We start from the raw sequence: 26824 nt of genomic DNA, 5'->3' as shown, positions 1-26824 counted from the left end.
ATCATCGCACCAGAGGGAACCGAGTGCCCGAAATGTCCGTCAAAGGTGCAAGTATCAAAACGCCGGGCGCACCCGCTCCCTGAAACGCCCTGGCTCTTCCCTTCAGAAAGTGAAAGTTCCCCCGTGAAGACCCGCACTCCGGCAGTGTTCGCCGCCGGTTCCCTTTCCCTGGCCCTCGCCCTCACCGCCTGCGGCAACGACTCGGCCGACGAGGAGTCCGCCGTCGAGGCGTCCGAGGAGAAGGAGGAGAAGGGCGGCCTGGCCGAGCTGCTGAGCAGCCTGGGCGACAACACCGACGCCATCACCAACTACACCCTGACCCTGGACATGACCGTCCCAGACCCGGATCTGGGCGACTTCGAGGTCACCATGGTCTCCGAGGTGATGGACGACCCGGAGGCCGTCCAGGCCACCATGGTCATGCCGTTCCTCGGCGAGATGATGTACGACCTGATGTCCATCGGAGGCGAGCTCCCCGCCGACGTCACCGCCGAGGACCTCGGCACCATCATCGTCATCGCCCAAGAGGGCCAGGACCCGCTGATGGCCAACCAGAACGGCCTCTACGGTGACACCGCCTGGGTCCGCACCGACGCGTCCAACATGGACCAGAACCCCGACGACGTCTTCGACGTCGAGTCGCTGCCCGAGCTGGCCGGTGCCTTCGCCGCACTCGACCAGGTCGAGGAGGCCGGGAGCGAGAGCATCGACGGTGTCGAGACCACCGTCGTCGAGGGTGCGATGACCAGCGAGGAAATGGACGCGCTCAAGCCCGAGCAGGCCAACGCGATCAAGGAGCTGATCGGCGGCGACGTCGCCGGATCCCTCGACGTCGCTCTGTGGATCGACGCGGACGGCTTCCCGATGCGCATGGAGTTCTCCGACGACGAAGCCGACGTCGCCATGGAGTTCTCGGCCATCGACTCGACTTCCTTCGATGTCCCCGCCGAGGACGAGATCGGCGCCTTCCAGCAGTAACCCCCGCGCACACGCGAGCGGCCCCCGCACTCCCGCTTGGGTTCTAGTGGTGGTCGCAACACCCTGACTTTGGGGAGGTTGCGACCACCGTGTCGTTTTCCAAGCAAGAACTGGCCCGGCTGCGGGAGCGGTTCCTGGAGCTGATGACCGAGTCCGGGAACGTCACCGAGGTAGCCCGAAAGCTCGGTATCAACCCCAACACCGCGTTCACCTGGGCACGCAAAGCCGGACTACGCTCCAGGCGCCAGCAGCGCCGCCACCCAGCACGAGACGAGTACCACCGCCTGCGTCAGAGCGCTGTGCCCCGCCGAGAGGCCGCCCGGCGGGTCGGGATCAACGAGCGCACCGCCAAAGACTGGGACCGCGGGGTACGCAAGTCCGGCAACTCAAGGATCTATGCCGATGGCCGCCGGGTGAACTACTCCACCGGACAGACCACCATAGAGCCCATGACCAGCCCCCAACCAGCGTTGGACGCACTCGAACGGCAGGTGCATCCACGCTTTTTGACCCTGCACGAGCGGGAGAGGATCGCTGACCTTCACCGGGCCGGGTGGAGCCTGCGAGCGATCGGCCGCGACCTGGGGCGACCCGCCTCGACGATCAAGCGTGAACTCGACCACCACCGTGGCCAGGACGGCTCCTACGGCGCCTATACGGCCCAACGCCGGGCCATCGCACAGCGGGCGCGTCCCAAACCCGCCAAGCTCGCCTGCCCCGGCCCCTTGCGCGACTACGTCGCCCAAGGGTTGGAGGAACAATGGTCCCCCGAGCAGATCAGCAACCGGATCGTTGAGGACCATCCTGATGACCAGGACATGCGTGTGAGCCACGAAACGATCTACCAGGCGCTCTACGTCCAGGCCCGGGGCGGGCTCAAACGCGAGGTCGCCGCCGCGCTGCGCACCGGACGCATCCGACGCAAGCCCCGCCGTTCCTCCGAGCACAGGCAGAGCCGGTTCGTTGATCCGATGGTGATGATCAGCGAGCGCCCCGCCGAGGTCGAAGACCGTGCTGTTCCAGGGCATTGGGAGGGCGATTTGATCACGGGGGCGCATAACAAGTCCGCGATCATCACCTTGGTCGAGCGGTCGAGCAGGTATGTGATGCTCGGGCACCTGCCCGGCGAGCACACCGCCGAGGCGGTGGGAGGCGTTCTGAGCGCTCTGGTCCAGACGCTGCCCGAGCATCTGCGCGGGTCCTTGACCTGGGACCAGGGCAGCGAGATGGCCGGTCACAGAAGGTTCTCGGTGGATACGGGGGTGCCGGTGTTCTTCTGCGACCCGGCCTCGCCCTGGCAGCGCGGGTCGAACGAGAACACCAACGGGCTGTTGCGCCAGTACTTTCCCAAGGGCACCGATCTGTCGGTGCACGGCCCGCTGGACCTGGAGCACGTGGCTCAGAAGCTGAACGGTCGGCCACGCAAAACGCTCGGCTGGAAAACTCCAGCCGAGCGTTTGCATACACTCGTGTGATCAACGAGGTGTTGCGATGACCCCTTGAATCCACCCCGGAGGAGGCGGGGGCCGCTCGTGTGTCACACGAGGACCGCGAAGGTCTTAGGCGTCGAGCGGGATGCTCGGACCCATCGTGGTGGTGACCACGGCCTTCTTGATGTAGCGGCCCTTGGCGGCGGACGGCTTGAGGCGGTTGACCTCGTCGATCGCGGCCTGGTAGTTCTCCAGCAGCTTGGTGTCGTCGAACGAGACCTTGCCGACGATGAAGTGCAGGTTCCCGTGGCGGTCCACGCGGAACTCGATCTTGCCGCCCTTGATCTCGGTCACGGCCTTGGCCACGTCCGGGGTGACGGTGCCCGTCTTGGGGTTGGGCATGAGGCCACGCGGACCGAGCACGCGGCCGAGGCGGCCGACCTTGCCCATGAGGTCCGGGGTGGCCACAACGGCGTCGAAGTCGAGGAAGCCGTTCTGGACCTTCTCGACAAGCTCGTCGTCGCCGACGATGTCGGCGCCGGCGGCCCGAGCCTGCTCGGCACGCTCACCGGTCGCGAAGACCAGGACCCGAGCGGTCTTGCCGGTGCCGTTCGGCAGGTTCACGGTGCCGCGGACCATCTGGTCGGCCTTGCGCGGGTCGACGCCCAGGCGCAGGGCGACCTCGACGGTCGCGTCGAACTTGACCTTGGTGGTCTCCTTGGCCAGCTTCAGAGCCTCGGCGGGGGCGTAGAGCCGGTCACGGTCCACCAGGTTGTTGGCATTGCGGTGGTTTTTGCTGCGCTTCACGCTGTTCTCCTACGGGAACGTGTGGTCATAGGGCCAGCGCCTGGCCCTGCCACGGTGGTTCTTACCGTCGAGCAGTCCCGCGAGGGGGCTACTTGACCTCGATGCCCATCGAGCGGGCGGTACCGGCGACGATCTTGGACGCGGCCTCGATGTCGTCGGTGTTGAGGTCGGGCAGCTTGGTCTGCGCGATCTCACGGACCTGGTCGGCGGTGATCGAACCGGCGGTGCTGCGACCCGGGTCGGTGGCGGCCTTGTCCAGACCGGCGGCCTTCAGGATCAGCCGCGGCGCCGGGGGCGTCTTGGTGATGAAGCTGAAGGAACGGTCCTCGTAGATGGAGATCTCTACGGGGATGACGTTGCCGCGCTGGGCTTCCGTAGCAGCGTTGTACTGCTTGCAGAAGTCCATGATGTTGACGCCGTGCGGACCGAGAGCGGTACCAACGGGCGGCGCCGGGGTCGCCTGACCGGCGGGGAGCTGCACCTTGACGAGTGCGGCAAGTTTCTTCTTCGGAGGCATATCGGGTCCTTTGCCTGATCTGCGTTGTGTGCCGGCCCCTGCCTCCCCCCACGGCGCCACAGGGTCACGTGGACCACGGCGGAACCGCTGCCGAAGGAGGCTGACCGCGCCCGGGCACGGAGCCTGGGCACGGGGTCACGGCCCGTCGGGACCGGACGGGCCGGAGCGCGTTCCGCCCGGGTTCGCACCAGGGTGGGACACGCGACAGTAGGTCCGTCCAGCGAAGGACGGACCTACCAAGTCTACGTCGCCCGGGCAGTGGTCCGGGCGGCTTGTGGGGAAGCCCCCACGGGGTCAGATCTTGGCGACCTGGTTGAAGGAGAGCTCGACCGGGGTCTCGCGACCGAAGATCGACACCAGCACCTTGAGCTTCTGGGTGTCGGCGTTGATCTCGCTGACGGTGGCGGGCAGGGTCGCGAACGGACCCTCCATGACCGTGACGGACTCGCCGACCTCGTAGGCCACGTCCGAGCGGGTCTCGCCGCCGGCGGCCTTGGCCTGCTGGGCCTGCTCCGGCTCCTCCTCCGGCTCGGGCGCCAGGAGCTTGGCCACCTCGGTGAGGCTCAGCGGGGCGGGCTTGTTGGACAGGCCCACGAAACCGGTGACGCCGGGGGTGTTGCGGATGGCCGACCAGGACTCGTCGGTCAGGTCCATGCGGACGAGGACGTAGCCGGGCAGGACCTTCTCGGTGACCTGCTGGCGCTTGCCGCTCTTGACCTCGGTGACCTCGTGCTCGGGCACCTCGACCTGGAAGATGTACTCCTCCATGTTGAGGGACTGGGTACGGCTCTCGACGTTGGCCTTGACCCGCTTCTCGTAACCCGCGTAGGTGTGCACGACGTACCAGTCGCCGGGCAGCAGGACGAGTTCGTTCTTGAATTCCTCGACGGGGTCGAGACGGGGCAGCTCGGGCTCCGCGTCGGCCTCTTCGGCTCCCTCGGTACCTTCAGCGCTCTCGGCGGCCTCTTCGGCCGGCTCCGGGCTGTCGGCGTCGGTCGGCTCGACCGTTTCCTCGGACAGCTCACCCGCCAGGCCGGTCTCTTCCGCCGACTGCTGAACCGGCTCCTCTTCGGGGAAGTCGTCAGAGGTCAGTGGGGACTCGGACACGGCTGCTCTTTCTCTCGTCGGATTCGCTAGTGCGTACGACGCACACCGAAAAGGCCGTGCGTCGAACCCAGTTCTGCCAGCTTACGGTCTCTCCGGGCGACGCGGGACCAACGCGCGGACGAGCGGAGCCTCGCGTGGCCGAACACAGGGGGCCGAGCGGGAGGCTCTCGTGATGGCGCCCACCGCCATCGTCAACGGCGCCAGGAGGCGCCGGAAAGCGGGAGGCTAGACGCCAGCGGGACGGCCGAAGTTGGCGTAGAGCCAGGTCACGGCCTCACCGAAGGCGAAGTCCAGCAGGGAGACGTAGGCGAGGACGATCACGACGAACACCATGACGACAATGGTGTAGGTGACCAGTTCCTTGCGCGTGGGCCAGCGGACCTTGCGGAGTTCTCCGACGACCTGCTTGGTGAACGTCACCGGACCGGTACGACGCTTCGGCTCCTTGTCGGGCTTGGCGTCGGCGTCAGTCTGAGTCACCTGGGGTCCTTAGAGTCGCGGGCTGCTTCGTATCCCCGTAGTTCCGTTGCCCCGGCGTGTTCGGGACGGCGACTGATCGTCGTCCCGAACACCGCACGCGGACCTGCAGGGCAGGAGGGACTCGAACCCCCAACCGCCGGTTTTGGAGACCGGTGCTCTGCCAATTGAGCCACTGCCCTTAGCGGAAACTGCGTTCCCCACCATAGCCGGTCCGGAGTGCTGTCGCACACCCCGCGGGGTGTGACGCCCGCATAACGACCGGCCGACGCCGATGAGTGTACGCCCTTCCCGCAGCTCGAACCAAACCGGTTTCCCGGGGAGCCGGCACCGCGCAGGTGGCCTTCCCCGCCGGGAGAACCGCGCGGGTGACCTTGCCCGCCGGGAGAAGTGACTTTCCCCCCGGCGGGTCCGGGGAGCACGTGACACCATGGGAAACATGACTGACCGACCCCGTGTCTCTGCACGTATCAGCGCCATCTCCGAGTCCGCGACCCTCGCGGTGGACGCCAAGGCCAAGGCCATGAAGGCGGAGGGCCGTCCCGTCATCGGCTTCGGCGCGGGGGAACCGGACTTCCCGACCCCCGACTACATCGTGGACGCCGCCGTGGCCGCCGCACGTGAGCCGCGTTTCCACCGCTATACGCCCGCCGGCGGCCTCCCCGAGCTGAAGAGGGCCATCGCGGAGAAGACCCTGCGCGACTCCGGCTACGAGGTCGAGCCCGCGCAGATCCTGGTGACCAACGGCGGCAAGCAGGCCATCTACGAGGCCTTCGCCGCCATGCTGGACCCGGGTGACGAGGTCATCGTGGTCGCCCCGTACTGGACCACCTACCCGGAGTCCATCAAGCTCGCGGGCGGTGTCCCGGTCTTCGTCGTCACCGACGAGAGCACCGGATACATGGCCGGTGTGGAACAGCTGGAGGCCGCGCGCACCGAGCGCACCAAGGTCCTGGTCTTCGTCTCGCCGTCCAACCCGACCGGTGCCGTCTACCCGCGCGAGCAGGTCCGCGCCGTCGGCCGGTGGGCCGAGGAGCACGGGCTGTGGGTGCTGACCGACGAGATCTATGAGCACCTGGTCTACGGCGACGCCGAGTTCTCCTCACTGCCCGTCGAGGTCCCCGAGATCGCCGACCGGACCGTCATCGTCAACGGCGTCGCCAAGACGTACGCGATGACCGGCTGGCGCGTGGGGTGGATCATCGGCCCGAAGGACATCGTCAAGGCGGCGAGCAACCTGCAGTCGCACGCCACCTCCAACGTCGCCAACGTCTCGCAGGCCGCCGCGCTGGCCGCCGTCTCCGGCGACCTCGCGGCCGTCGAGGAGATGAAGAAGGCCTTCGACCGCCGCCGCCGGACCATCGTGCGGATGCTCAACGAGATCGACGGCGTCGTGTGCCCCGTGCCCGAGGGCGCGTTCTACGCCTACCCCTCCGTGAAGGGCGTCCTCGGTAAGGAGATCCGCGGGAAGACCCCGCAGACCTCCACCGAGCTCGCCGAGATCATCCTCGAAGAAGCAGAGGTCGCCGTGGTGCCCGGTGAGGCCTTCGGGACCCCCGGCTACCTGCGCCTGTCCTACGCGCTCAGCGACGAGGACCTGGTCGAGGGCGTGAGCCGCGTCCAGAAGCTGCTGGCCGAGGCCGAGTAGGCCTGCCCGTAACAGCGAGCCCCGGGCCGACCGCCAGCGCCGACGGCCCGGGGCACGTTCGTGTTTTCTGTGGCGTTGACCATTCCGGTCCCGCCCGGTGCCCTCCATACGGCAGGCTTACGTCATGGAGACACCGACCACCGCTCGCCGATTGGACCGGCTGCCCAAAGCGCACCTGCACCTGCACTTCACCGGCTCGATGCGCCACGACACCCTCGTGGAGCTCGCCGGGGAGCGGGGGGTCCACCTCCCCCAGGCCCTGGCCAAGGAGTGGCCGCCCAAACTGCGCGCCACCGACGAACGCGGCTGGTTCCGCTTCCAGCGCCTCTACGACATCGCCCGCTCCGTGTTGCGCAAGCCCGAGGACATCTACCGACTGCTCCTCGAAGCCGCCGAGGATGAGAAGGCCGCCGGTTCCGCCTGGTTGGAGATCCAGGTCGACCCCAGCGGCTACGCGGCGCTCTTCGACGGGCTGACCGCGACCCTGGAACTGATCCTGGACGCCGCCCGCGCCGCCGAGCGCGACACCGGGGTGCACATCGGCCTGATGGTCGCGGCCAACCGGACCCGCCACCCCCTCGACGCCCGAGCCCTCGCGCGCCTGGCACGCCAGTACGCGGGCAAGGGAGTGGTGTCCTTCGGCCTGAACAACGACGAGCGCCGCGGCCGCGCCCGCGAGTTCGAGGCCGCGTTCCGCATCGCCAAACGAGCCGGCCTGCTCTCCACGCCCCACGGCGGCGAACTGAACGGCCCCCGCAGCGTCCGCGAGTGCCTGGACGAACTCGCCGCCGACCGCATCGGCCACGGGGTCCGCGCCATCGAGGACCCCTACCTCCTCGAACGCATCGCCACCCAGGAAGTCACCCTGGAGGTCTGCCCGACCTCCAACGTGAGCCTGGGCGTCTTCGAGGAGCTCGACCACGTCCCCCTGCGCAAGCTCTACGAGTCGGGCGCCCCGATCGCCCTGGGCACCGACGACCCCCTGCTCTTCGGGCCCCGCCTCGTCGAGCAGTACCGGATCGCCCGCGAGGTCTTCGGCTTCTCCGATGCCGAGCTGGCCGACCTCGCCAGGATGTCCATCCGCGGCGCAGGGGCCCCGGACTCCCTGAAGAAGGAGCTCCTCGCCGGAGTCGACGACTGGCTGGCCTCCGACCCCGCCGAAGACTGGTCGGAGCGGGACTGAACCGAACCCCGTGGCGCGCCGATCAGTCCGGCCCCGTCACGGGGCCGGACGCCCCGCGCGGGTCATCCTTTGGCGGGCGCCCTCCACCGGCCGGAGCGGATCGGCGGGGCGTGTCGCGGCCGGTCAAGCGTGCCACCGGACACCCGGCGGCGAGGGGTGGGTTCAGCACTGTGGTGTCGGCCCTGGGCAAGCCAGGGCGTCCGTAACCCGTGCCTGAGGCTGTCCGCTGCTTCCGAAACCCCCATATTCCCGATGATCTTGCTACCAGGAGCAAGTTCGGCGCCGAACTTGCTCCTGGTAGCAAGATCATCTTTGGGAAAGGGGCCGAAACCGGGCCCGGGGACTGCCTGCCCTCGTCGTAGCTGGTCGTGTCGTCCGGACCCTCGAAGCCGATGTCAGTGCCTGGGCACCTGACTCGTCCTGGGCGGGGAGGGCACTGGCGGAGGAGGGGGGCACTGCGCCCCGGGGAGCCTCAGGTGAGGAGCATCCACGCGCCTTGGCCGAGCATCGCGGCTCCGGCGACGAAGAACAGGGCCGCGGCGCCGATCTGGATCACCCGCTCGGGGAGCTTCTTTCCCAGGACCGCTCCGATGGCGATGGCGATGGCGTCGGCGGCGACCATCCCGATGGTGGAGCCGATCCAGACCGGGAACCAGTGGTACTGGGTGCCCACGGTGATGGTGGCCAGCATCGTCTTGTCGCCGAGCTCCGCCACGAAGAAGACCAGGGCCACGGTCATGAAGCCGGAGCGAATACGGCGGGAGGCGGCGCGCTCCTCGTCCTTGTCGGTCATCTCGTCGCCGCGCAGGGTCCACAGACCGAAGACGAGGAAGGCGAGACCGGCGGCGAGGGTGAGCCAGTCGGTGGGAATGGCGGCGCCGAGGACCTCGGCGATGAGAACGCTGCCCAGGTGCACCACGGCGGTGGCGACGGTGATGCCAAGGATCACCGTGAGCACGCGGTAACGGGTCGCCAGGGACATCGCGACCAACTGGGTCTTGTCACCCATTTCGGCGATGAAGATGGCTGCGGTGCTCACGACGAGCGCAATCATAAAGCCTGACATACCACTCCTGCTGTCCGTGATGGGCAGAAGGAGGCGGAGAACGCCCCTTCAACCCGGTCGTTTCCTACCGGGTCAAAGGTCTCGTCCGCCCTGACACTGGGGGCTTTCGCACCTCTCAGCTGGGCTCGCACGACCGGGACGACTGCGTCCAGTATGTCGACCGCGCACATTGGGGACTACTCCCCTTCGACACTCAAGACATTACCAGAACTATTTTCCACCGCAATTCATTGAAGAGTCGAATTACTTTACGAGGCCTACTCAAAAAACGTGTTAGGTGCACCTAACTCATTTTTTCGCCATGCCGCCGTGGGATGAACTACACGAGTGGCGCGCGAGTGGGAGCTCTTACGGCACAGCGCCGGGACTCGCACCTGGCTGGAATCGCGCGCACCCCGACATGAGGAGATCCCCGGATGCACCGCCCCCGGCCCGCACAGCGGGAGCGGTACTGGCCGCGCTACTCCTGGTCGGCTGCTCATCGCAGAGCTATGACCAGGACGCGCACCGCGACCTGCTCGAGGCGCACGGGCTCGAGGTCCACGACATGGACGCCGTGACCGAGTTCTCCGAGTCGACCTGCGACGCCACCAGCGCTGGCGCCTGCACCAACGGCTGCATGGACTCCGAGGGCGACGCGGGACTCCTCGTCATCGCTGTGGAGCAGATGTGCCCCGAACGCCTGGAGGGGTTCGAGGAGGCACTCGAACCGTACGGTCGGTGACCGGACCCCGCCGCTGGCTCACAGGCTCACAGGCTCACGCCGAGCATCACCGGCTCGTTGACCAGGCGCACCCCGAAGGCCTCCTCGACCCCGGCGCGCACCTCGCGGGCCAGGTCGATCAGATCGGCGGTGGTCGCGCCGCCCGGATTGGTCAGGGCGAGGGTGTGCTTGCCCGAGATCCGCGCGGGGCCGTCGCCGTAGCCCTTGGTGAACCCCGCCCGGTCGATCAGCCAGGCGGCGGAGAGCTTCACGTTGCCCGCCTCGTCCGGGTGCCCGGGGATCTCGGTGTCCGCGCCCAGGCGCGCGGCGGCGCGCTCGCGGAAGACCGCGTACTGCTCGGGGGACAGGACCGGGTTGGTGAAGAAGGATCCCGCGCTGCGGGTGTCCGGGTCGGCGGGGTCCAGGACCATGCCCTTGCCCTTGCGCAGTCCCAGGACCACCTCGCGCGCCTGGTCGAGCGGCACCCGCTCCCCCGCCTCGACGCCCATGGCGCGGGCGACCTCGGCGTAGCGGACCGGGCGGCTGAGCGGTCCCCGGCGCAGCTCGAAGACGACCTCGCACACCACGTACCGGTCGTGTCCCTTGAATGCGCTGTCGCGGTAGGTGAAGCCGCAGTCGGCGTTGGACATCGTGACCAGCTCGCCGGTGGTGCGGTCCAGGGCCAGCACCTCGCGAATGGTCTGGCTGACGTCCTGACCGTAGGCGCCCACGTTCTGAATCGGGGTGGAGCCCACCCGGCCGGGGATGCCGGAGAGGAACTCCACGCCGTTGAGCCCCTCGGCCACGGTCCGCTCGACCAGCGGGTCCCACTCCACACCCGCGTCCGACCGCAGCAGGACGATCTCCTCGCCGGTCTCCGGGTCGGCCCCGGCCGCGGCCGTGGTGACGCCCTGGGAGGCCACCAGGATGACAGTGCCGGGGAACCCGTCGTCGGCGACGACCAGGTTGCTGCCGCCGCCGAGCACGAGGACGCGCTCACCCGAGCGGTCGGCCTCGGTGACCAGGCTGACCAGCTCCTCGGTGGAGCCGGCGGTCCGGAAGGCCTTGGCGGGACCGCCCAGGCCGAGGGTGGTGTGGTCGGCGAGCATCGTGGACACGGGCATACCTCTTGGGAAGGGAGCGAACGCGGATGTGGGGTGGGCTCGGCGCTGGGCTACCGCGGCAGGCGGACGACCGCGGAGGCCTTGGCCAGGACCTTGGCGCCGCCGGACCGGGCGGTGAGCAGCACGGTGACGGTGCCGTCGTCGTGCTTGGCCTTGACCTTGCCGGCGACGGTGATCTCGGCGCCCTCGTCGTCGTCGGGCACGACCACGGGCGCGGAGAAGCGTACCGAGTAGTCGACGACGCTGCCGGGGTCCCCGGTCCAGTCCGTGACCACCCGGCCGGCCTCGGCCATGGTGAACATGCCGTGCGCGATCACGTCGGGCAGTCCGACGGACTTGGCGAAGCGCTCGTTCCAGTGGATGGGGTTGAAGTCACCCGAGGCGCCCGCGTAGCGGACCAGGTCCAGGCGGCGGACCGGGAAGGTCTGCTCGGGGATCTGGGTGCCGACCTCGACGTCGGAGTGGCTGATCCTGCTCATGTCGTCTTCCCCGCTTCCTAGGAACCCCGGACGACGAGCATCATGCCCGCCGTCACCACGTGCTCGCCGTCGGCCGCCTCGGCCACCGTCTCCATGGTGATGAGCTCGTTGCCGCCCAGCGCCTTGATGTCGGTGATGCGGGTGACCGTGCTCAGGACGTCGCCGGCGCGCAGCGGTCGGCTGTACTTGAAGCTCTGGTCGCCGTGGACGACGCGGGAGAAGTCCACCCCGAGGTCCGGATCGGCCAGGGCCAGCGCGGAACCGGCCATGCCGAGGATCACCGGGAAGGTCGGCGGGGCGATGACGTCCGCGTACCCGAGGGCCTTGGCGGAGGCCTTGTCGAGGTAGGCGGGGTTGAGGTCGTTGATCGCCTCGGCGAACTCGCGGATCTTGCCGCGGGTCACCTCGTAGGCCTCGGGGGCGGGGTACTCCCGGCCGAGGTAGTCAGGGTTGATCGCCACGCTCTGCCTCTCCTGGTCCTGAACAAAAAAAGCCCGGTGAGCGATGTGCTCACCGGGCTGGAGTCTACGAGAAGTAGACCGATCCCTGCCTGGGACGAACGGCCTGCGAGGACCTAGCGGGTCTCGCGGTGGTCGTTGTGCTTGCGGCAGTTCGGGCAGAACTTCTTGACCGTCAGACGGTCAGGGGTGTTCCGACGGTTCTTGCGCGTGATGTAGTTCCGGTGATTGCACTCCTGGCAGGCCAGGGTGATCTTCGGCCTCACGTCTGTGGCAGCCACTTCGGAGTGCCTTTCTCGCTGGAGACATTACCTAGGCGCAGTGGAACACTGCTCTACACCCACGACGACCCCTGAGCGATGTTTCTCAGGGGTCAGCGGGTTGGTAGCGGGGGCCGGACTTGAACCGACGACACAGCGATTATGAGCCGCTTGCTCTACCGACTGAGCTACCCCGCCCCGATCAGAACGGAAGGACATCCTATCGCGGATGTCCCCCGGTCGAGGCCGGCGAAGTTTCACCGGCCACCCACCTGAGTGGACCGGAACCTCATCAAGTGGTGGAGCCCCTTTACGGAATCGAACCGTAGACCTTCTCCTTACCATGGAGACGCTCTGCCGACTGAGCTAAAGGGGCGCGCTGTGAGGCTTTCTCTCGTCCGCCTCGGGGGTGTTGCCCCCTTGCGCTGAACATGACTATACAGGGATCAGGGGGTGGTCTGCCAAATCGAATGCCCCACGCCCCCGCCAGACCCCTTCGGCCCCCCTGGCGGGCCGCTCCCCCACACCCCTCCGAACACACGAAAACCCCGCTGGCAGCGGGGTCTTGCGCTCTCGTGGCCGCTCCGGCAAGGCCTCGGAACGAGCCCGAATGTGACGCCGTGCACTCCTCGAAAGGCGTCCGGGAGGAGCCCGCCGGACCCGAGATCCCCCCAGGAGACCAGGCGACCCCGGGAAGCCCTGGAAGCCCTGGAACGCCCAGGAGGGCGCAGGAGAGCTCAGGAGGTCCCTTCGGCCAGCCAGACGTTGGACATCGCGTCACGGTTGATCGTGCGGATGTCCGCGGGCAGCCCCAGCCGGCGCAGGGCGTCCGACAGACGGGTGTCGTGGGTGAACACGATCAGCTGCCGGTGCCGCCCGACCTCCGCCAGAACCGCGGCCAGCCCCTCGACCGTCTCGGTGTCCATCGCCTGGACCGGGTCGTCCAGCAGCAGGAAGCCGAACGGGTTCCCCTCCACCAGCGCGCGCGGCAGGCAGATGGACAGCGCCAGCGCCTGGAACTCGCCCTGGCTGAGCAGACCGGGGGCGCTGGTCTGGTCGTCCACGCCGTCCACGGCCACGTCGACCTCGACCCTGCGGCGGGCGCCGCGGCCGATCAGCCGCATGCCCTGGAGGTCGATGTGCCGTTCCTGGCGCAGCCGGAACCACACCTGCTCGGCCTGGGCGGCCACCGGCCCCAGCCGCTCCGCCCGAACCCCGCGCGCGTGCTCGGCGAGCCAGTTCAGGGCTGCCTCGGCGGCGCCCAGGGTCTCGCTGGCGGCCACGGCCTCCTGTGCGTCGTCCAACCACCCGGAGAGGCGGTCGGCGAGCTCTCCCCAGCCGTCGGTGGGGTCCTCCAGGCGTTCGGAGGCGTCCCGCCGGGCGCTGACCGCCGCGGACCGGAGCTTGCGGCCCACCGACTCGATGTGCTCGGCGAGCTCGCCGAGGTCCTCGATGGTCGTGCCGGACTCCCAGAGCGCCCACACCTGGCCCAGCTCGCTCTCCGGCGGCAGCCAGGACGGCGCCGGGGAGAGCAGGAAGCGGGCCTGGTCGCGCGCGGCCTCGGCGCGTTCGTAGGCGGCCGAGGCGGTGGCGGCCTGGGGCCGCAGCGCTCGCAGCTGCGCGTTGGCCCGGCGCACCCAGTCGGCGCCGAGCGCCCCGGTGGCCGAACAGGTGGGGCAGGTGGTCTCGGTGGGGTGGCGCTTGTGGTGCTCCAGTGCCTGTTCCAGGAGCTGGACCACCCCGTGCGCGTGGTCGCCCTTGCTCCCGGCCGCCATCGCCAGTTCCATGGCTGCGCCGCGCAGCTCGTTGACGACGTCGGCGATGAGCGTGCGCTCGGGGACGGACAGGCGGCGCAGTCGGCGCAGCACCACGTGCAGGGCGGGGTCGCTGGGGCCGTCGTCGGCGGCCACCCGGCGCAGCGCCTCCAGGTCCATGGACGGCGCGGAGAGCAGGTTCACGGCCTGGACGGCCCGGGGGTCGCCGGAGGCGCTGAGCGCGTCCAGGAGGGTGCGGAGCTCGCGGGAGGGGCGGTCCCGGCGTCGGACCAGGCCGTCGCAGACCTTGGCCAGCCGGCGTTCGGCCTCGGCCAGCCCGGTGAGCCCGAGCAGGGCGGTGAGCGTGTCGTAGAGCTCGGCGGCGCGGCCGGTGACCGTACGGCCGAGTTCGTCGTAGGACAGGAAGGGCCGATAGCGGACGAGGTTCTCGCCCCAGTCGAGGGTGCGCAGCGGGGACACCTCGCCGCCGGGGTGCACCACCTCGCCGCGGGCCGAGCGGACGCTCTCGCCGGTCCAGCGGCGGCTGATCCGGGTGGGCCCGCTGTCCCCGGCGATGTGGATGTCCACGGTCGCCTCGGTGCGCTCGTCGTAGTGCAGGTTGCGCCAGCCGTCGCGCCAACCGGTGGGCATGGCGTCCCAGCGGGGGTTGCGACCGGTCAGGGCGGCCTCGGCGGCCTCGGCGAAGCTGGACTTTCCGGAGCCGTTGCGGCCCACGATGACGGTCAGGCCGGGCCCCGGGGAAAAGGTGAGGTCGGCCGGGCGGCCGATGCCGCGGAAGCCCTGGACGCGGATGCCGGTGAGGTAGGCGCGGCGCACCCGCCCGGGCGGGGGTCCCGGCGGCCCCGAGGGAAGGATCTCGGGGAGGTGCTCGCCCCGCAGGAGGGCCTCCAGCGCCTCCTCTCCCCACAGGGCGGCGCTCACCCAGATCCGGACCCCCTCGGGCAGCCCCGAGCGCGCCAAGGCGTCGAGGAGGGCCTTGGTGGTGGGGTCGTCGGTCTGGGGCGCGCCCTCGTGGCCGTCCCGTCCTGCGCGTGTGTCCGCCTCGGGTCCCCGAGTCACCTTCGCCACCCCGCTCCGTTCTCGAACCTGCACCAGCAGAGTAGGACAGGACGGGAGGAAGCGCGCTGGTGATGCGGATACCGGAACGCACCCGAAACCCGTTCCACCTCGGCGGAACCGCGGGTTTCCCACTGCCCCGGGGGTGACCCAGGACACTCGGGCCCGGGACGCCCCGCCCTCGGAAATCCAGCGGCCCCTCCGCTCCGCCGCCGGTCACACGCCGACGAGCCTCCTGCGACTGCCGTCCCAGGTGAAGTGCAGCGTGGCGATCCCCGGGACGTTCGGGTCGCGCAGGCACTCGTAGATGTTCAGGCTCGGCACGCTCGCGAAGCAGCCCCAGACGCGTTCGGACGTCAGGACGAAGTCCAGGTCGAGTTCGACCAGCAGCCCGAGCAGGCGCCCGTGGGTGGGTTCGTCGACCTTGGCGAAGGCGTCGTCCAACAGGATCAGGCGCGGCGCCCACGGCGCCCGCTGGGCCAGGGCGTCGAACTGCGCGGCGGCCGCGGCGAACAGCACCAGGTAGGCGACCACGCGCTGTTCGCCCTGGCTGAGGGCGGTTCGGTGGCCCAGGCGGCGCTCGTCCCCGGCCGAGTCGGTGACGTAGACGGTGAAGGTGAACCAGGACCGGTAGTCGAGGGCGGCGCGCAGCTGGGCGCCGCCGGTGGCGGTCGGGTCCAGGCGGCGGATGGCCTCGATGCAGCGGCGCAGGGCATCGCGCAGGCGGGTGGTCTGGACACGGGTGCGCTCCTCGGCCGGGGTGGCCAGCAGCGGCACGACCGCCTCGACGTCGGCCCCGGCGTCGGGCGCCAGGCTCCAGTCCAGGCGCACGCCGAGACCGGCGGAGGTGGTGACGTCCTTGAGGACGTCGTTCATGGTCGCGATGAGGGCCCGCGCCTCGTCGATCTGGCGGGACAGGTGCCCGGCGAGCTCGCCCAGCAGGTGGCGTTCGAAGGCCTCCTCCTCGGCGATGGCGACGGTCTCCTCGGCGCGGGTGACGGCCTCGGCGACGCGTTCGGCATAGGCGGTGACGTCGTGGGAGCCGTCCTCGTCGTGCACGGTGAGGCGCTTGACCCCGCGCGGCTCGGTGAGCTCGGTGCGGGTCTGGGCCCAGCCCGCCGAGCCGAGCAGGCGGTGCAGCTCCTCGCGGCTGCCGAGGATGGCGCTGTCGTCGACGTCGGCGACGTCCTCCTGCGCGGTCAGGCCCTCCTCCAACTGGTCCACGAAGGAGGCCAGCAGAGCCAGGCGCTCGTCCGGTCCGGCGGGCTCGGCCGCTCCGGTCTCGGCGTCCGGGCGGCCGTTGACCGCCTCCAGGTAGCGGGCCAGCGGCGCCTCGTCCGCGGCGCAGTCCCGCAGCCCGGCGGCGCGGAGCAGGACCGCGTCGGGGACGGTGTCCTCGGTCCCGGTGACGGCCTTGCTGTCGGGGTCGCCGACGGTGGTGACCGACTGGACCAGGGTCTGCCCCACCGCGAGGGTGCGGCGGACCTGTTCGGCGCGTTCGGCGGTGGCGACCTCCAGGCGGGCCTCGGCGCTGACGCGCTCGTCGCGGGCGCGCTGAGCGTCGCGTTCGAGTTCGGGCAGGCGTTGGGCGGCTTCCTCCGCGCGCTCCCGGACCTGGGCGCGGGCGGCGTCGATCTGTTCGGAGGCCACACCGCGGGCGCGGTCGCCGAGCTCGAACTGGCGGCGCACGGTGATCATGTCGTCGATCGCGGCGGCGCGGGCGTCCTCGGCCAGGAGCCGGGCGGCGCGGGTGCGGGACCAGGCTGCGGAGTGGCGTTCGTGGTCGGCGAGTTCCCAGGCGAGGACGTCGAGGTCGCGCAGGGCCGCGGCGATCAGGACCCGCAGGTGGTCCAGGGCGCGCAGGGCGCTGTCGAGTCCGGCTCGGGTGGTGGGCAGGTCCTGCTCCCCGGCGGCGTCGGCCAGGCGGGTGCGGATGCCGAGGAGTTCGGACCGCGCGGACTCGGCGGCGGACTGGGCGGTCTCGTGCGCGCGGCGGGCCGCGGCGACGTCGGCCCGGGCGACGTCGAGGACGGCCCAGGCGCGGATGAGCGGGGCGGGGTCGGGGAGGTCGCGAGAGACCTCCAGCAGCTCGGAGTAGGAGTGCTCGACCGCCCAGCGGCGTTCCCCGGCCTCGGCCAGGAGCGCCTCGGCGATGGCCATGCGACGGTCGGTGTTGGCGGACTGGCGATCGCGGGCGCGTTTGCGGGCGGCCTCGCCGATGTACTCGGGTTCGCTCTTGTAGTGGGCGCCGGAGGCCACGCCCAGGCGCCAGCCGCCGGAGAGCGACATGGAGCTGACGGTGGCCACGGAGCTGTCGCGACGGTGTTTGGCGTCGGTGTCCTCGGCGCTGTCGGGGGCCTCCGAGCGCAGGGCGATGGAGGAGAGCAGGGCGCGGAGGTTGTCGTTGTGCACGCCGCGGTCGGGGATGGCCACGGGAACGAGCACGTCGAGGAGGGTACGGCCCTTGGCCGGGCGGGCCGGGGTGACCATGAGGTCGCGGGTGTTGGGGTCGTAGAGGGTGCCGTCGGCGCGGATCCAGCCGGAGAGCAGGCCGCTGGCCTCCAGGGCCGCTTCCAGCCCGGCCTGTTCGCGGGAGGTGAGGCCGTCGGCGAAGTCCACCGCCAGGTGGAAGGGGACGCCGTCGCCGTCCGGGCGAGGGTAGGTGGCCCAGCCGGGGCGCTCGGGGGCGCTGTCGGGGTTCTTGGCGCGGCGGGCGGCCAGGTCGGCGAGTTCGTCGGAGAGCTGGCCCTCCTCGTTGACGGCGACGTCGCGGCGGGCGCGCAGTTCTTCGAGCAGGGGGTCGACGGCGGTGTGGGCGAGGCGGGCGACGGTGGCCGGGACCTCCGGGTCCAGCACGCGCAGGGCTTCGGTGATGGGCAGTTCGACGCTGCCCTCCAGCTCGTGGATGGCCTCGCCGAGGGCGTGGGCGTGACTGGAGTCGCGCAGGCCCGCCACCCAGGTACGGACGCCGTCGGCGTAGGCGGCGCTTTCGGCGCGCAGGGCGGCGATGGCCTCCTGTTCGCGGGTGTGGGTGTGCTCCAGGGTGGCCTCGGCGCTCTCGGCCTCGCTGGTCAGGGCGACCAGGCGGCGGTCGGCGGCGGCCTCGGCGGTGGTCAGGCCGGTGAGCCGGGCGGCGAGGTCGGTGCGGTCGGCCGCTGCGTTGGCGGCGCTGGTGAGGCGGTCGTGCAGGCGTCCGAGGTGTGCGCGCAGGTCGGCGAGGTCGATGCCGTGGACCGGGGCGCGCTCCACCGCCTGTTCGAGGCCTTGGAGGTCGACCCGGGTGGTGTTCTCCCGGGGCGCGTGCACGGCGGTGCGTGCGTCGGGGATCTGGCCGAGCGCCTGGGGGTCGAGCCCGGCGGCGGTGGCGGCGCGGGAGGCCTCCAGGTGGGTCTGGCGCAGGACTTCGAGGGCGCGCTCGATGGCGGCGGTGTCCTCGGCCAGGCGCTCCACCGCGTGGGTCTCGGTGGTGGCGGCGTGTTCGGCGGCGGCCCAGGCGGCCTCGGCGGCGCGGATGTAGGCGCCGACGGCGGCGTCGTAGGCACGGCGTTCGTTGGTGGTGGCCGTGGCGGCGTTGCTCTGGGCGGCGGCGAGGGTGCCGTCGTCGGCCTCGGCGGTGTCGCGGGTGCGGCGGGCCTGGTCGCGCTCCTCGGCGATCTGGCTCTCGGCGGTGATGAGCTCGTCCAGCTCGGCGCGCAGGCGGTCGGTCTCCTCTGTGCGGCGGGTGCACGAGTCGAGCTGTTCGCGGACCTCGGCGGAGCGGGCGCGCAGGACGTGCAGGAGGTAGCCGTGGTAGTCGGCGAGGAAGGCGCTGACCCCGGCGCCGGCCTCGGTGAGCTGGTTCTTGTCGGTGCGGGCCTGTTCGAGGTCGGCGATGTTGCGGGCGACCGCGTCCAGGACGGACTCGTCCATCGGCGGGAGGGCCTCGGACAGGACGCCGACCAGCTCGCCCGCCTCCAGGCGGTCGCCGATGGTGGGGCGGCGCAGGCGGTAGAGCAGGTGGATGAGGTTGCGGTAGCGGACGGAGTCGTCGATGCCGAACAGGTCGCGCATCACCCGGGCGCGGTAGGGGACGGCGCTGGTGAAGCAGTTGTCGGCGCCGACCTCAGAGCGGAGCCGGTCCACGGGTTTGGGTCGGCCGTCGGTGACCAGTTCGAGGTCGTGGCCGACGCGGCGGTCGGTCACGAAGAACACGCAGCGGGGGTCGGCCTCGCCCACCGCCATGACGGCCGCACCGAGGGTGAGGTGCCGGGGCTGGGCACCGGGAGCGGGCTCTTCTTCCAGGGTCTCCGTGTTTCCCGGGGACTCGGTAGCGGAGGCGGCGAGCAGCGCGGAGGCGGTGTTGGGGCCGGTGGGGGTGCGGTGGGCCGGGGTCGCGGAGTCGAGGCCGCGGTCGCCCCGGGCGGTGGTGAACTCGACCCACAGGTAGCCCAGTCGGGTGCCGGGACCGGAGTCGGCCGAACCGTCGGAGTCAGCGGAGCCGCCAGGGGCCCCGGCGGTCGCGTCCTGCCCGGCCCCCTGCCCTGCCTCGGGTGCGGGCTCCGGTTCGGCGGGTCCGCCCAGCAGGTCGGGGCCGGTGCCCTCCTCGACGGGGCGCGCGGCACGGGGGTCGTCGGCCATGAGCCAGCGCAGGCTGGTGCGGTTGGTGCCGGTGGTGTCCAGGCGTCGCATGTCCCCGTCCAGCAGGAAGGGGAGCAGCATCTCCAGCGCCTTGGACTTGCCCGCGCCGTTGCGGCCGCGCAGCAGCAGCCGCCCCTCGGCGAAGTCCAGGACGTGGTCGTCGTACTGCCAGACGTTCCGGATGCCCGCGCGTTCGAGGCGGTAACGGGGGGTGTCGGCAGGGTCAGCCGGAGTTGTTCCGGGGGCCTCGGTCGTCTCCTGTGTCACCACTGGTCGCGCTCACCTTCTCGTTCGCCACCGCTTGCAGCACGGACGCCACCCGGTCGAGGTCGCCGCGGGGATCGGCCTGGGGAGCGGCCCCGCCCTCGGTTTCGTCCTGACCGGATCCACGCGGTTGTGTGGGGTGTGTCCGGCTGTCTTCGTCATTGTCCTGGATCAGGGGGACGCGCTCGTCCGCGTCGGCGCCGAACCTGGCCGCCGCGGCGGTGAGCTCCCACGCTCCGGGGCCGCCCGTGAGCAGGCCCAGACCGGTGAGGAGCTCCAGCACGAGCGCGGACAGCCGCTCCGGGTCGGGGATCTCGGGGCCCGCGGTGCGCGCCCAGTCGGCCCGGACCGGGGCGTCCGATCCGCCCAGGATCTCCAGTGCCGTAGTCAGTTCCCGGTCGGGAACAGGGACGGAGGTGGCGGGGCGACCGGGGTGCAGGCGGCCGGAGAGGTGGCGGACCAGGGCCAGGGCCGTGTGTCCGACGGGGTCGTCCGAGGGGAAGCGCGGGGTCGCCGCAGCCTCGTCCGGCATGACGAGCGCCACACCCTCGGCGCGGATCTCGGTGTCGCAGCCGAGCAGGTTCCCGAGCGCCGCGGCGGCCCGCCACTGGTGGGCGGCGAGGCGGTCGCGTTGGCGGTCGGAGAGGTGTTCGCGGTAGACGACGGCGGTTTCGGCGAGCAGGCGGCGCAGGGCGACCTCGCCCGCCTGGTCGCTCTCCGGGTCCGGGTCGGCGGCGTCGGCGAGGAAGGAGTCCGGGGTGTCGCCCGCCCTGGGCAGGTGCGCGGCGACCGAGCGCAGTGCCTCGGTGTCCGGGGTGAGTGAGGCGTCGGCGGCGGGGTCGGCCTGGTGGGCGCGCACGGTTCCGGAGGTCTCGGCGAGCACGCCGAGACCGACCAGGTGGGACAGGGCGGCGCAGTAGGCGCGGCGTTCACCGAGGCCGCGCGCGGGGTCGGCGTCGATCCCGGCCTCACGTGCGGCGGAGCGGACCTTGGCGGCGAGGGTACGGGCCGTGGTGGGGCCGGTCCCCTCGACAAGGACCGCGAGCGCGAGCGCGAGGTAGGTGTGGGTGCGGGGGGTGAAACGGACTCCGGTGGCCCGGCCGGTGGGACTGACCACCTCGTCGACCAGACCGCGTTTGACCAGGCGGGCGTGGTCGTCGGCCACCGTGAGGCGGTAGCCGAGGACCCGCTGGAAGCGCTGGACGAGCCACTCGGCGTGTGCGCGCACGAGGGAGAACTCGACCGGGTGGGTGCGCTGGGCGAGCAGGGGCCGGGACATGAGGGCGCGCGCGGCGGCCTGCCGCTCACCGATGAGGGCGGCGTCCTCCAAGTGGGCGTTCGTCTCCATTACCCCCACCTCCGCGTCCAGGGAGTGTGCGTCACTATGTCGATGGGACCGGTGGTCTCCACGTCGGGGTCCGATCCGGGGAGGGTACCGGTGGGTTCGGGTTCGGCGGCGGGGGCGTCGGAGTCGGCGAAACCGGTGGAGCCGTCTTCGGGCCCCTGCCCGGACTCGTCCGAGGGGGTGTCCGTGAGAACGTCCGCGGGGGTGCCGCCGGGCCCGTCCAGCGGCCCGTCCAGCGGGTCGTCCGGGGGCGTGTCCGGAGACTCCGCGGAGTTCGCGGCGGGGGGTTCGGTGGAAGGCCCGGCGAGGGGTTCGGCGGAAGGCCCGGCGAGGGGTTCGGGGCCGGTCACGGGCTCCGGTGGTACCGGAACCTCCGAGGGCCCGGCGGCCTCCAGGGGCGCCGAGGGGTCGGGAATCTCCGAAGGCCCGGCCGGGGTCGCGGTGTCCACGGTGTGCTGCTCGTAGGAGGTCACCCGCAGGCGCAGCCCTTCCAGGGTCAGGTCCCCGCCCTCACCGCGGGCCGTGACCTCGGCCCCGGGTGCCGCGTAGACGTGCAGGCGCAGACCGAACTCCAGGTCCCCGGCGGATGTGGGGCGGCGGGAGGCGTCACCGGAGCCCAGCGCGGCGGTGAGGAGCTCCATGAGAACCTCCATCCCGGCGCCGGACAGGTCCAGACGGGCGCGGTCCCCGGTGGGTTCGGTGAGCAGGGAGCGGATCTGCTCCGCGCCGGCGCGGCGCCAGTGGGCGGAGGACTCCGCGGCGTCGCGCAGACGGGCCTGCTGGGCGCGGTGGTCGCGCACGGGTTCGGGAAGACGGGTGCCGGGGTGTTCGGTGACGGTGCTGCGGTCGGGCTCGGCCCGCCACCAACTGGTGGTCGCCGCGACGCTGTCGTCGACCCGTCCCTCCAGGTGGCGGGCGGGGTGGAGTGCGAAGGCGGCGCCGGCCAGGGCGTCGGCCCGGTCCGGTTCGGCTTCCTCGAACCAGGCGGCCAGGCGCAGCAGAGCGGCGCGGCCGTGCCTTGGCACCGGCCGCTCGCCGGTGCCCTGTCCGTCGTCCGCGCTGTCGTCCGCCCGCTGGTTGAGTCCCACAACTCAGCAGACTAGAGACCTCCGGGGCTCGCCACGCCCGGTTCGGCCCCCTCAGACCCCGGAGAACGCGACCGACTGTCTGCCCTGACCAGCGATTTTGTGTATTTTCTGAACTTTGTAAGGATTACGAGAAGACCGGGCGGAGGCGAAGCTCACGTTCGCTCCCGGGCCGCCCGGTCGGACCCGGCCCCGCCGGCTACTCCGCGGACACGGGCACGTTGAGCTGACCGTCGTCGGCCTGCTCCAGGGCCTCCCGCTGTTCCCCGGCCATGTCGTCGTCGTACTCGGTGACCGTGTACGTGGAGAAGTACCGGACGCCGTCCACCTCCACCGGGTCCCCGAGTTCGATCTCCACGTCATAGGGGTCGTCCTGGCAGCCCACGTCCATGCACCAGGTGCCCAGGACCTCGCCCTCGCCCCGGGCGCGGTTCTCGCCCCACTCGTCCCACTCCATGTCGGAGAAGGTGGTGAACTCGGTGGCGACGTAGTCCGTCGGGCGCTGGTCGTCGAACCCCTCCTCGTCGCCGTACAGGTTGAGGACGTGGACGTCACCGGCGTTGCCCCCGCCGTACTCGCTGCCGTCCTCCCCCGGGGTGTGCTCCGCGTCCGGGGCGGCCGTCTCCTGGCCGCCTCCGCCGTACTCGCTGCCGTCCTCACCGGGCTCCTCCGCCTGACCGCAGGCCGAGACCGCCAGCGTCAGGGCCGCCCCGACCAGGAGGGTTCGGGTCAAGGGTGTGCGCTGCATGTCGCCTCCTCAGATCGCGACCATCATGGCCGCGGACAGCGGCAAGGCCCCTCGGCACACGCCGAGGGGCCTCGTACCCGCTCTGTTCCGTCACCGGAGTCCTGGGACTCCGTCAACCAACCACGCCGTGGTTAGTGGTAGCCGGGCTTCTCGCCCTTGTCGTGGCTGATGTTCGTACCAGCCGGACCGTTGACGCAGTCACCGGTGGTCTGCGGCGACAGGATCGGCACGTTCGCGCCGACCAGGCCGACGGCCAGCTCGGTGTTGCACAGCTGAACCGGAACCAGCTGCAGGTTCTGGTTGAACTGCTGGTCGCCACCGTGCGACGCTGAGGCCGGAGCGGCCGCGAGCATCGCGCCGAGCGCGACACCGGCGATCGCCGTGGCGGCGGTGAACTTGCGCAGCATCTGCGGTCCCCCTACTGGATGTTGGTGCTGACCGGGCCGTTGACGCAGTCACCGGTGGTCTGCGGCGACAGGATCGGCACGTTGACACCGGCGAGCAGGCCGACGGCCAGCTCGGTGTTGCACAGCTGAACCGGAACCAGCTGCAGGTTCTGGTTGAACTGCTGGTCGCCACCGTGGGAGGCGGACGCGGGAGCGGCCGCCAGAATGGCGCCCAGGGCGACACCGGCGATAGCGGTGGCGGCGGTGAACTTACGCATTCTGGGACTCTCCTACTGGATGTTGGTGCTGACGGGGCCGTTGACGCAGTCGCCCGTGGTCTGCGGCGACAGGACCGGCACGTTCACAGCGACCAGGCCGACGGCCGCACTGGTGTTGCACAGCTGGACCGGGATGCCCTGGAGGTTCTGGTTGTACTGCTGGTCGCCGCCGTGCGAGGCGGAGGCCGGGGTGGCGGCCAGAATGGCAGAGAAAGCAGCACCAGCGACGAGGCCGGCAACACCGAGCTTACGCAGCATTGAATTACCCTTCGAAAAAGTTTGAGATATCGTCTCGGTTGAACTGATTGCCGGAACTAGCTGATGTTGGTGCCGACAGGGCCGTTCACGCAGTCGCCCGTGGTCTGCGGCGACAGGATCGGCACGGTGACGGCGACCAGGCCGACGCTGCCCGTCAGGTTGCAGGACTGCACCGGGACGAGCTGGAGGTTCTGGTTGAACTGCTGGTCACCGCCGTGCGAGGCGTGAGCGGGAGCTCCCATGAGGAGCGCGCCCATCGCGGCACCGGCGACCAGGCCAGCAGCGGTCAGCTTCTTGATCATGTTTCCCCCGGGAAATCAGCGAGGCATTGACAGAAAAAGACGCAGGCGCTTTTGCACCTGTGTCGCGGTGGACTGGTGCAATCATCATCCGGCCCTCAGTTTTTGTCAACGCCGAAACTCGGGAGGCAATTTGTCCAGATTGCCGGACGAATTCCTTTCGCCCAACAAAACAAATGGGACAATGCACTGATTTTTCCGCATGCCCGGAGCGCGACCCGCCCCCGAAAGATCACCCAGAGTGATCACACCGTGCTCGGAGCGTGACCACCTCGCAACTGCCCGAATCACTTGCCCCTCAGTGACACCTGCTACCCAGGGTGACTCCACCCTCGGGGCGCCCCCGGAATCGGGTAGGAGGGCCGGGTCGCCCGGCCCTCCCCCCACACCACCGGACATGCGGGCCCGCATCCGGCGGTTCGTCAAACTGATCTCAACCGCTGCCAGGTCGGCTTGAGCATCCGCAGACCAAAGCCCTCCCAGTAGGAGTTGGGCAGCGCCTGCTGAAGGACGACCGAGCCACCGATCCGCCAGTACCCCTTGCTGCTGATCGCCCAGTCCCGGGCCACACGATCCGAGATACCGAGCGAGCGCAACATCCGGCGGCGGGTCCTGGCCCGCTTCCATTCCTTCCAACGGACCTGCCGCATCCTGCGGCGGAGCCATTCATCCAACCCCTGGAACACCCTGGGGGTGTCCGCGAGCCGGAAGTAACCCATCCACCCGACGATGAACCGGTTCAACCGGCCGATGCGATACTCCATCGCAACCGACCACCGGCGCGAGGTCAGCTCCCGGATCCGCACCTTCCAGCGCCTGAGCGCCTTGGGATCGACCCGGATACGCACCCCGGCCCGGGTGAAGTAGAAACCGAACCCCAGCAACGTCGCGACGGATGCCGGAACCACCTTCGACTTCTCCCGGTTCACCTTCAGCTTCAACCGCTGCTCGACCACGACCGTGATCGAGTCGAGCACCCTGTGAGCGGCCCGCCTGCTACGCGTGAAGACACGGATGTCATCGGCGTAGCGCACGAACCGGTGACCGCGACGCCACAGCTCCCGATCCAGGTCGTCGAGCATGATGTTGGACAGGACCGGCGAAAGCGGAGACCCCTGCGGGGTCCCCTGCGCGCTCGGCATCTTGACCCCGTCCGCCATGATCCCGGCTTCCAGAAAGGACCGGATCAGTCGCAGCACCCTGCGGTCGTCAACCCTGCGCGCCACCCGGGCCATCAACACATCGTGCTGGACCCGGTCGAAGAACCGGTCCAGGTCGATGTCCACGACCCATCGGTGGCCGTCCTCAATAGCCCGCCGCGCGACCCGCACCGCCTGATGGGCGGACCGGCCGGGACGGAACCCGAACGAAGACCCGGAGAACTCCGGGTCGAAGATCGGGGTGAGGACCTGCGCGATGGCCTGCTGGATCAAACGGTCCAGCACCGTGGGAACACCCAGCATCCGCTCGCCGCCCCCGGGCTTGGGGATCATCACCCGGCGGACCGGCGAGGGCCGGTATCTCCCCGCGTCGAGTTCTTCCCGAACGCCCTCCCAGTGCTCGCGCAGCCATCCCCGCAGATCAGCGGTAGTGACTCCATCCACACCCGGGGCACCCCGGTTGGTCTCGACCCGTTCGAGCGCCGCGGCCAGGTTCGCGCTGGACAGCATTCGCTGCCACAGATCCCCCTGGCCGTGGTGGACATCGTCTCCAGGCCGCGCCGACAGGTCACTACGCTCTACGGCGGTACTCAACGGAAATGCACCGTCCCCTCCCACCGCAGGCCCGCCTTCGGCGGGGTGGCTGCGATCTGTGTGACCAGCACGAGCGGCACCGGTTCCTCTGTCCCATTTGACGTTCGGCCCTTCCCAGCCCACGAGCGATCCCGGCTGGTACTACGACCTCTGCTGACTTCTGCCCGGTCAGCCGCTCCCTTGCGGTCGCGGCCGTCGGCGCGGCGACATACTCAGCACAACCGACACCCGGACAGACCTCCCCAGGTAAGAACAGCTACTTTCCCCCTACGCCTGCCGCATCTACACCCCGGCCGTCTTGGCAGTGACGGGCTTCGCCATCCATGGCTGGCTCACCCCGACCGGACTGCCTTGTATGCGGTTCGTGTTCCTCAGTGCAGGGTTTCGCCTCGGGCTTCCTCCCGACCCCACCTCGCGGTGACGCCGTTGCCTCCGGCTCAGAGTTAGCACTGCCGCTTCCTCTAGAGGACTTCCACCTCCAAGCAACTGCCCATGCTGGGCACACCACGACGAAGCCCCCGGCACCGTTGGTACCGGGGGCTTCGTTCCCCTGTGGCAGGTGAAGGATTCGAACCTTCGAAGGCAAAGCCGACGGATTTACAGTCCGCTCCCATTGGCCGCTCGGGCAACCTGCCTGGGCTGCTGCGACGCTGTGCGTCGCCGCGCATGAACGACAATAGCGGATGATGGCCCTGAACCTGAAATCGGTTTCGCGGGCGCGT

At 70.2% G+C, this 26824-nt stretch carries 24 protein-coding genes and 4 tRNA genes; 5 read left to right on the top strand and 23 right to left on the bottom strand.

Annotated features, from left to right (window positions below; translation table 11 throughout):
* Nucleotides 1-123 precede the first annotated feature (123 nt).
* Together HNR07_RS29990 and HNR07_RS29985 are read left to right on the top strand one after the other, a co-directional pair.
* Nucleotides 124-978 carry a LolA-like protein gene (locus HNR07_RS29990; protein ID WP_184369203.1) on the top strand — a complete coding sequence of 285 codons (855 nt, stop codon included), beginning with the start codon at nucleotides 124-126 and terminating at the stop codon, nucleotides 976-978.
* A gap of 89 nt (nucleotides 979-1067) precedes the next feature.
* Nucleotides 1068-2453 (top strand): IS30 family transposase, encoded by a 1386-nt coding sequence (locus HNR07_RS29985; RefSeq protein WP_449406846.1) that lies wholly within the window; start codon nucleotides 1068-1070, stop codon nucleotides 2451-2453.
* 84 nt (nucleotides 2454-2537) lie between these two features.
* On the opposite strand, the gene rplA is transcribed toward HNR07_RS29985, so the two are convergent.
* From rplA to HNR07_RS29960, 5 genes are all read right to left on the bottom strand, one after another.
* Nucleotides 2538-3215 (bottom strand): 50S ribosomal protein L1, encoded by a 678-nt coding sequence (gene rplA, locus HNR07_RS29980; RefSeq protein ID WP_017578653.1) that lies wholly within the window; start codon nucleotides 3213-3215, stop codon nucleotides 2538-2540.
* A gap of 88 nt (nucleotides 3216-3303) precedes the next feature.
* Nucleotides 3304-3732, bottom strand: coding sequence for a 50S ribosomal protein L11 (gene rplK, locus HNR07_RS29975; RefSeq protein ID WP_184369199.1), 429 nt, complete (start codon nucleotides 3730-3732; stop codon nucleotides 3304-3306).
* Between the two features lie 294 nt (nucleotides 3733-4026).
* Nucleotides 4027-4839: a transcription termination/antitermination protein NusG gene (gene nusG / locus HNR07_RS29970; protein ID WP_184369197.1), complete on the bottom strand. Its 813-nt coding sequence runs from the start codon at nucleotides 4837-4839 to the stop codon at nucleotides 4027-4029.
* Between the two features lie 225 nt (nucleotides 4840-5064).
* A complete protein-coding gene (gene secE / locus HNR07_RS29965; RefSeq protein WP_184369194.1) occupies nucleotides 5065-5319 on the bottom strand; it encodes a preprotein translocase subunit SecE in 255 nt (84 codons plus the stop codon).
* Nucleotides 5320-5425: 106 nt separating this feature from the next.
* Nucleotides 5426-5498, bottom strand: a tRNA-Trp gene (locus HNR07_RS29960).
* A gap of 257 nt (nucleotides 5499-5755) precedes the next feature.
* On the opposite strand from HNR07_RS29960, the gene HNR07_RS29955 reads away from it, so the two are divergent.
* Together HNR07_RS29955 and HNR07_RS29950 are read left to right on the top strand one after the other, a co-directional pair.
* Nucleotides 5756-6964, top strand: coding sequence for a pyridoxal phosphate-dependent aminotransferase (locus tag HNR07_RS29955; protein WP_184369192.1), 1209 nt, complete (start codon nucleotides 5756-5758; stop codon nucleotides 6962-6964).
* A gap of 124 nt (nucleotides 6965-7088) precedes the next feature.
* A complete protein-coding gene (locus tag HNR07_RS29950; RefSeq protein ID WP_184369189.1) occupies nucleotides 7089-8147 on the top strand; it encodes an adenosine deaminase in 1059 nt (352 codons plus the stop codon).
* A gap of 472 nt (nucleotides 8148-8619) precedes the next feature.
* Here the strand turns inward: HNR07_RS29950 and HNR07_RS29945 are convergent, their stop codons facing one another.
* On the bottom strand, nucleotides 8620-9213 hold the full coding sequence (locus tag HNR07_RS29945) for a TMEM165/GDT1 family protein (RefSeq protein ID WP_184369187.1): 594 nt from the start codon (nucleotides 9211-9213) through the stop codon (nucleotides 8620-8622).
* Nucleotides 9214-9613: 400 nt separating this feature from the next.
* Between HNR07_RS29945 and HNR07_RS29940 the strand changes: the two genes are divergently transcribed.
* A complete protein-coding gene (locus tag HNR07_RS29940; protein ID WP_184369184.1) occupies nucleotides 9614-9937 on the top strand; it encodes a hypothetical protein in 324 nt (107 codons plus the stop codon).
* A gap of 26 nt (nucleotides 9938-9963) precedes the next feature.
* Here the strand turns inward: HNR07_RS29940 and HNR07_RS29935 are convergent, their stop codons facing one another.
* The 17 genes from HNR07_RS29935 to HNR07_RS29855 all read right to left on the bottom strand — a co-directional run bounded on the left by HNR07_RS29935 (nucleotide 9964) and on the right by HNR07_RS29855 (nucleotide 26737).
* Nucleotides 9964-11040: a UDP-N-acetylmuramate dehydrogenase gene (locus HNR07_RS29935; RefSeq protein ID WP_184369181.1), complete on the bottom strand. Its 1077-nt coding sequence runs from the start codon at nucleotides 11038-11040 to the stop codon at nucleotides 9964-9966.
* Between the two features lie 50 nt (nucleotides 11041-11090).
* The gene (locus tag HNR07_RS29930) at nucleotides 11091-11519 is read right to left on the bottom strand and encodes a MaoC family dehydratase (RefSeq protein WP_184369178.1); all 429 of its coding nucleotides are present in this window, start codon (nucleotides 11517-11519) and stop codon (nucleotides 11091-11093) included.
* Nucleotides 11520-11536: 17 nt separating this feature from the next.
* Nucleotides 11537-11980, bottom strand: a complete 444-nt coding sequence (locus tag HNR07_RS29925; RefSeq protein WP_184369175.1) for a MaoC family dehydratase N-terminal domain-containing protein — start codon at nucleotides 11978-11980, stop codon at nucleotides 11537-11539.
* A 113-nt stretch (nucleotides 11981-12093) separates the two neighbouring features.
* Entirely contained in the window at nucleotides 12094-12258 is a 165-nt protein-coding gene (rpmG, locus tag HNR07_RS29920) for a 50S ribosomal protein L33 (protein WP_026116180.1), read from the bottom strand.
* Between the two features lie 101 nt (nucleotides 12259-12359).
* Nucleotides 12360-12435: transfer RNA gene (locus HNR07_RS29915), tRNA-Met, on the bottom strand.
* Nucleotides 12436-12537: 102 nt separating this feature from the next.
* A tRNA-Thr gene (locus HNR07_RS29910) sits at nucleotides 12538-12613 on the bottom strand.
* Nucleotides 12614-12974: 361 nt separating this feature from the next.
* Entirely contained in the window at nucleotides 12975-15080 is a 2106-nt protein-coding gene (locus HNR07_RS29905) for an ATP-binding protein (RefSeq protein ID WP_184369172.1), read from the bottom strand.
* A 204-nt stretch (nucleotides 15081-15284) separates the two neighbouring features.
* The gene (locus HNR07_RS29900; RefSeq protein WP_184369170.1) at nucleotides 15285-19955 is read right to left on the bottom strand and encodes an SbcC/MukB-like Walker B domain-containing protein; all 4671 of its coding nucleotides are present in this window, start codon (nucleotides 19953-19955) and stop codon (nucleotides 15285-15287) included.
* The gene (locus HNR07_RS29895; protein ID WP_184369167.1) at nucleotides 19909-21297 is read right to left on the bottom strand and encodes a TIGR02678 family protein; all 1389 of its coding nucleotides are present in this window, start codon (nucleotides 21295-21297) and stop codon (nucleotides 19909-19911) included. Before HNR07_RS29895 ends, HNR07_RS29900 begins: the two co-directional genes overlap by 47 nt.
* A complete protein-coding gene (locus tag HNR07_RS29890) occupies nucleotides 21297-22382 on the bottom strand; it encodes a DUF2397 family protein (protein ID WP_184369164.1) in 1086 nt (361 codons plus the stop codon). Before HNR07_RS29890 ends, HNR07_RS29895 begins: the two co-directional genes overlap by 1 nt.
* A 196-nt stretch (nucleotides 22383-22578) precedes the next feature.
* Nucleotides 22579-23127 carry a hypothetical protein gene (locus HNR07_RS29885; RefSeq protein ID WP_184369161.1) on the bottom strand — a complete coding sequence of 183 codons (549 nt, stop codon included), beginning with the start codon at nucleotides 23125-23127 and terminating at the stop codon, nucleotides 22579-22581.
* A 131-nt stretch (nucleotides 23128-23258) separates the two neighbouring features.
* On the bottom strand, nucleotides 23259-23534 hold the full coding sequence (locus HNR07_RS29880; RefSeq protein WP_184369158.1) for a hypothetical protein: 276 nt from the start codon (nucleotides 23532-23534) through the stop codon (nucleotides 23259-23261).
* A gap of 11 nt (nucleotides 23535-23545) precedes the next feature.
* Nucleotides 23546-23791 carry a hypothetical protein gene (locus HNR07_RS29875; RefSeq protein ID WP_184369155.1) on the bottom strand — a complete coding sequence of 82 codons (246 nt, stop codon included), beginning with the start codon at nucleotides 23789-23791 and terminating at the stop codon, nucleotides 23546-23548.
* A gap of 12 nt (nucleotides 23792-23803) precedes the next feature.
* Nucleotides 23804-24049, bottom strand: coding sequence for a hypothetical protein (locus HNR07_RS29870; protein ID WP_184369153.1), 246 nt, complete (start codon nucleotides 24047-24049; stop codon nucleotides 23804-23806).
* 56 nt (nucleotides 24050-24105) lie between these two features.
* On the bottom strand, nucleotides 24106-24351 hold the full coding sequence (locus HNR07_RS29865) for a hypothetical protein (protein ID WP_017578673.1): 246 nt from the start codon (nucleotides 24349-24351) through the stop codon (nucleotides 24106-24108).
* A 419-nt stretch (nucleotides 24352-24770) separates the two neighbouring features.
* The gene (gene ltrA, locus HNR07_RS29860) at nucleotides 24771-26018 is read right to left on the bottom strand and encodes a group II intron reverse transcriptase/maturase (protein ID WP_184360845.1); all 1248 of its coding nucleotides are present in this window, start codon (nucleotides 26016-26018) and stop codon (nucleotides 24771-24773) included.
* A 637-nt stretch (nucleotides 26019-26655) separates the two neighbouring features.
* Nucleotides 26656-26737, bottom strand: a tRNA-Tyr gene (locus HNR07_RS29855).
* Between the last annotated feature and the right edge of the window lie 87 nt (nucleotides 26738-26824).

Origin of the sequence: Nocardiopsis metallicus (assembly GCF_014201115.1) — a bacterium.
Classification (GTDB): domain Bacteria; phylum Actinomycetota; class Actinomycetes; order Streptosporangiales; family Streptosporangiaceae; genus Nocardiopsis; species Nocardiopsis metallicus.
Note: the sequence above shows the minus strand (reverse complement) of the source record. Positions and strands in the feature narration are given on the sequence as shown.

Coding starts and splice junctions, on each gene's coding strand:
- HNR07_RS29955 (WP_184369192.1), top strand. CDS start 5,756: ATGACTGACCGACCCCGTGTCTCTGCACGTATCAGCGCCATCTCCGAG.
- HNR07_RS29880 (WP_184369158.1), bottom strand. CDS start 23,534: ATGCTGCGCAAGTTCACCGCCGCCACGGCGATCGCCGGTGTCGCGCTC.
- HNR07_RS29895 (WP_184369167.1), bottom strand. CDS start 21,297: ATGGAGACGAACGCCCACTTGGAGGACGCCGCCCTCATCGGTGAGCGG.
- ltrA (WP_184360845.1), bottom strand. CDS start 26,018: ATGCTGTCCAGCGCGAACCTGGCCGCGGCGCTCGAACGGGTCGAGACC.
- HNR07_RS29945 (WP_184369187.1), bottom strand. CDS start 9,213: ATGTCAGGCTTTATGATTGCGCTCGTCGTGAGCACCGCAGCCATCTTC.
- HNR07_RS29870 (WP_184369153.1), bottom strand. CDS start 24,049: ATGCTGCGTAAGCTCGGTGTTGCCGGCCTCGTCGCTGGTGCTGCTTTC.
- HNR07_RS29935 (WP_184369181.1), bottom strand. CDS start 11,040: ATGCCCGTGTCCACGATGCTCGCCGACCACACCACCCTCGGCCTGGGC.
- rplK (WP_184369199.1), bottom strand. CDS start 3,732: ATGCCTCCGAAGAAGAAACTTGCCGCACTCGTCAAGGTGCAGCTCCCC.
- HNR07_RS29865 (WP_017578673.1), bottom strand. CDS start 24,351: ATGATCAAGAAGCTGACCGCTGCTGGCCTGGTCGCCGGTGCCGCGATG.
- HNR07_RS29885 (WP_184369161.1), bottom strand. CDS start 23,127: ATGCAGCGCACACCCTTGACCCGAACCCTCCTGGTCGGGGCGGCCCTG.
- HNR07_RS29875 (WP_184369155.1), bottom strand. CDS start 23,791: ATGCGTAAGTTCACCGCCGCCACCGCTATCGCCGGTGTCGCCCTGGGC.
- HNR07_RS29940 (WP_184369184.1), top strand. CDS start 9,614: ATGAGGAGATCCCCGGATGCACCGCCCCCGGCCCGCACAGCGGGAGCG.
- HNR07_RS29950 (WP_184369189.1), top strand. CDS start 7,089: ATGGAGACACCGACCACCGCTCGCCGATTGGACCGGCTGCCCAAAGCG.
- HNR07_RS29930 (WP_184369178.1), bottom strand. CDS start 11,519: ATGAGCAGGATCAGCCACTCCGACGTCGAGGTCGGCACCCAGATCCCC.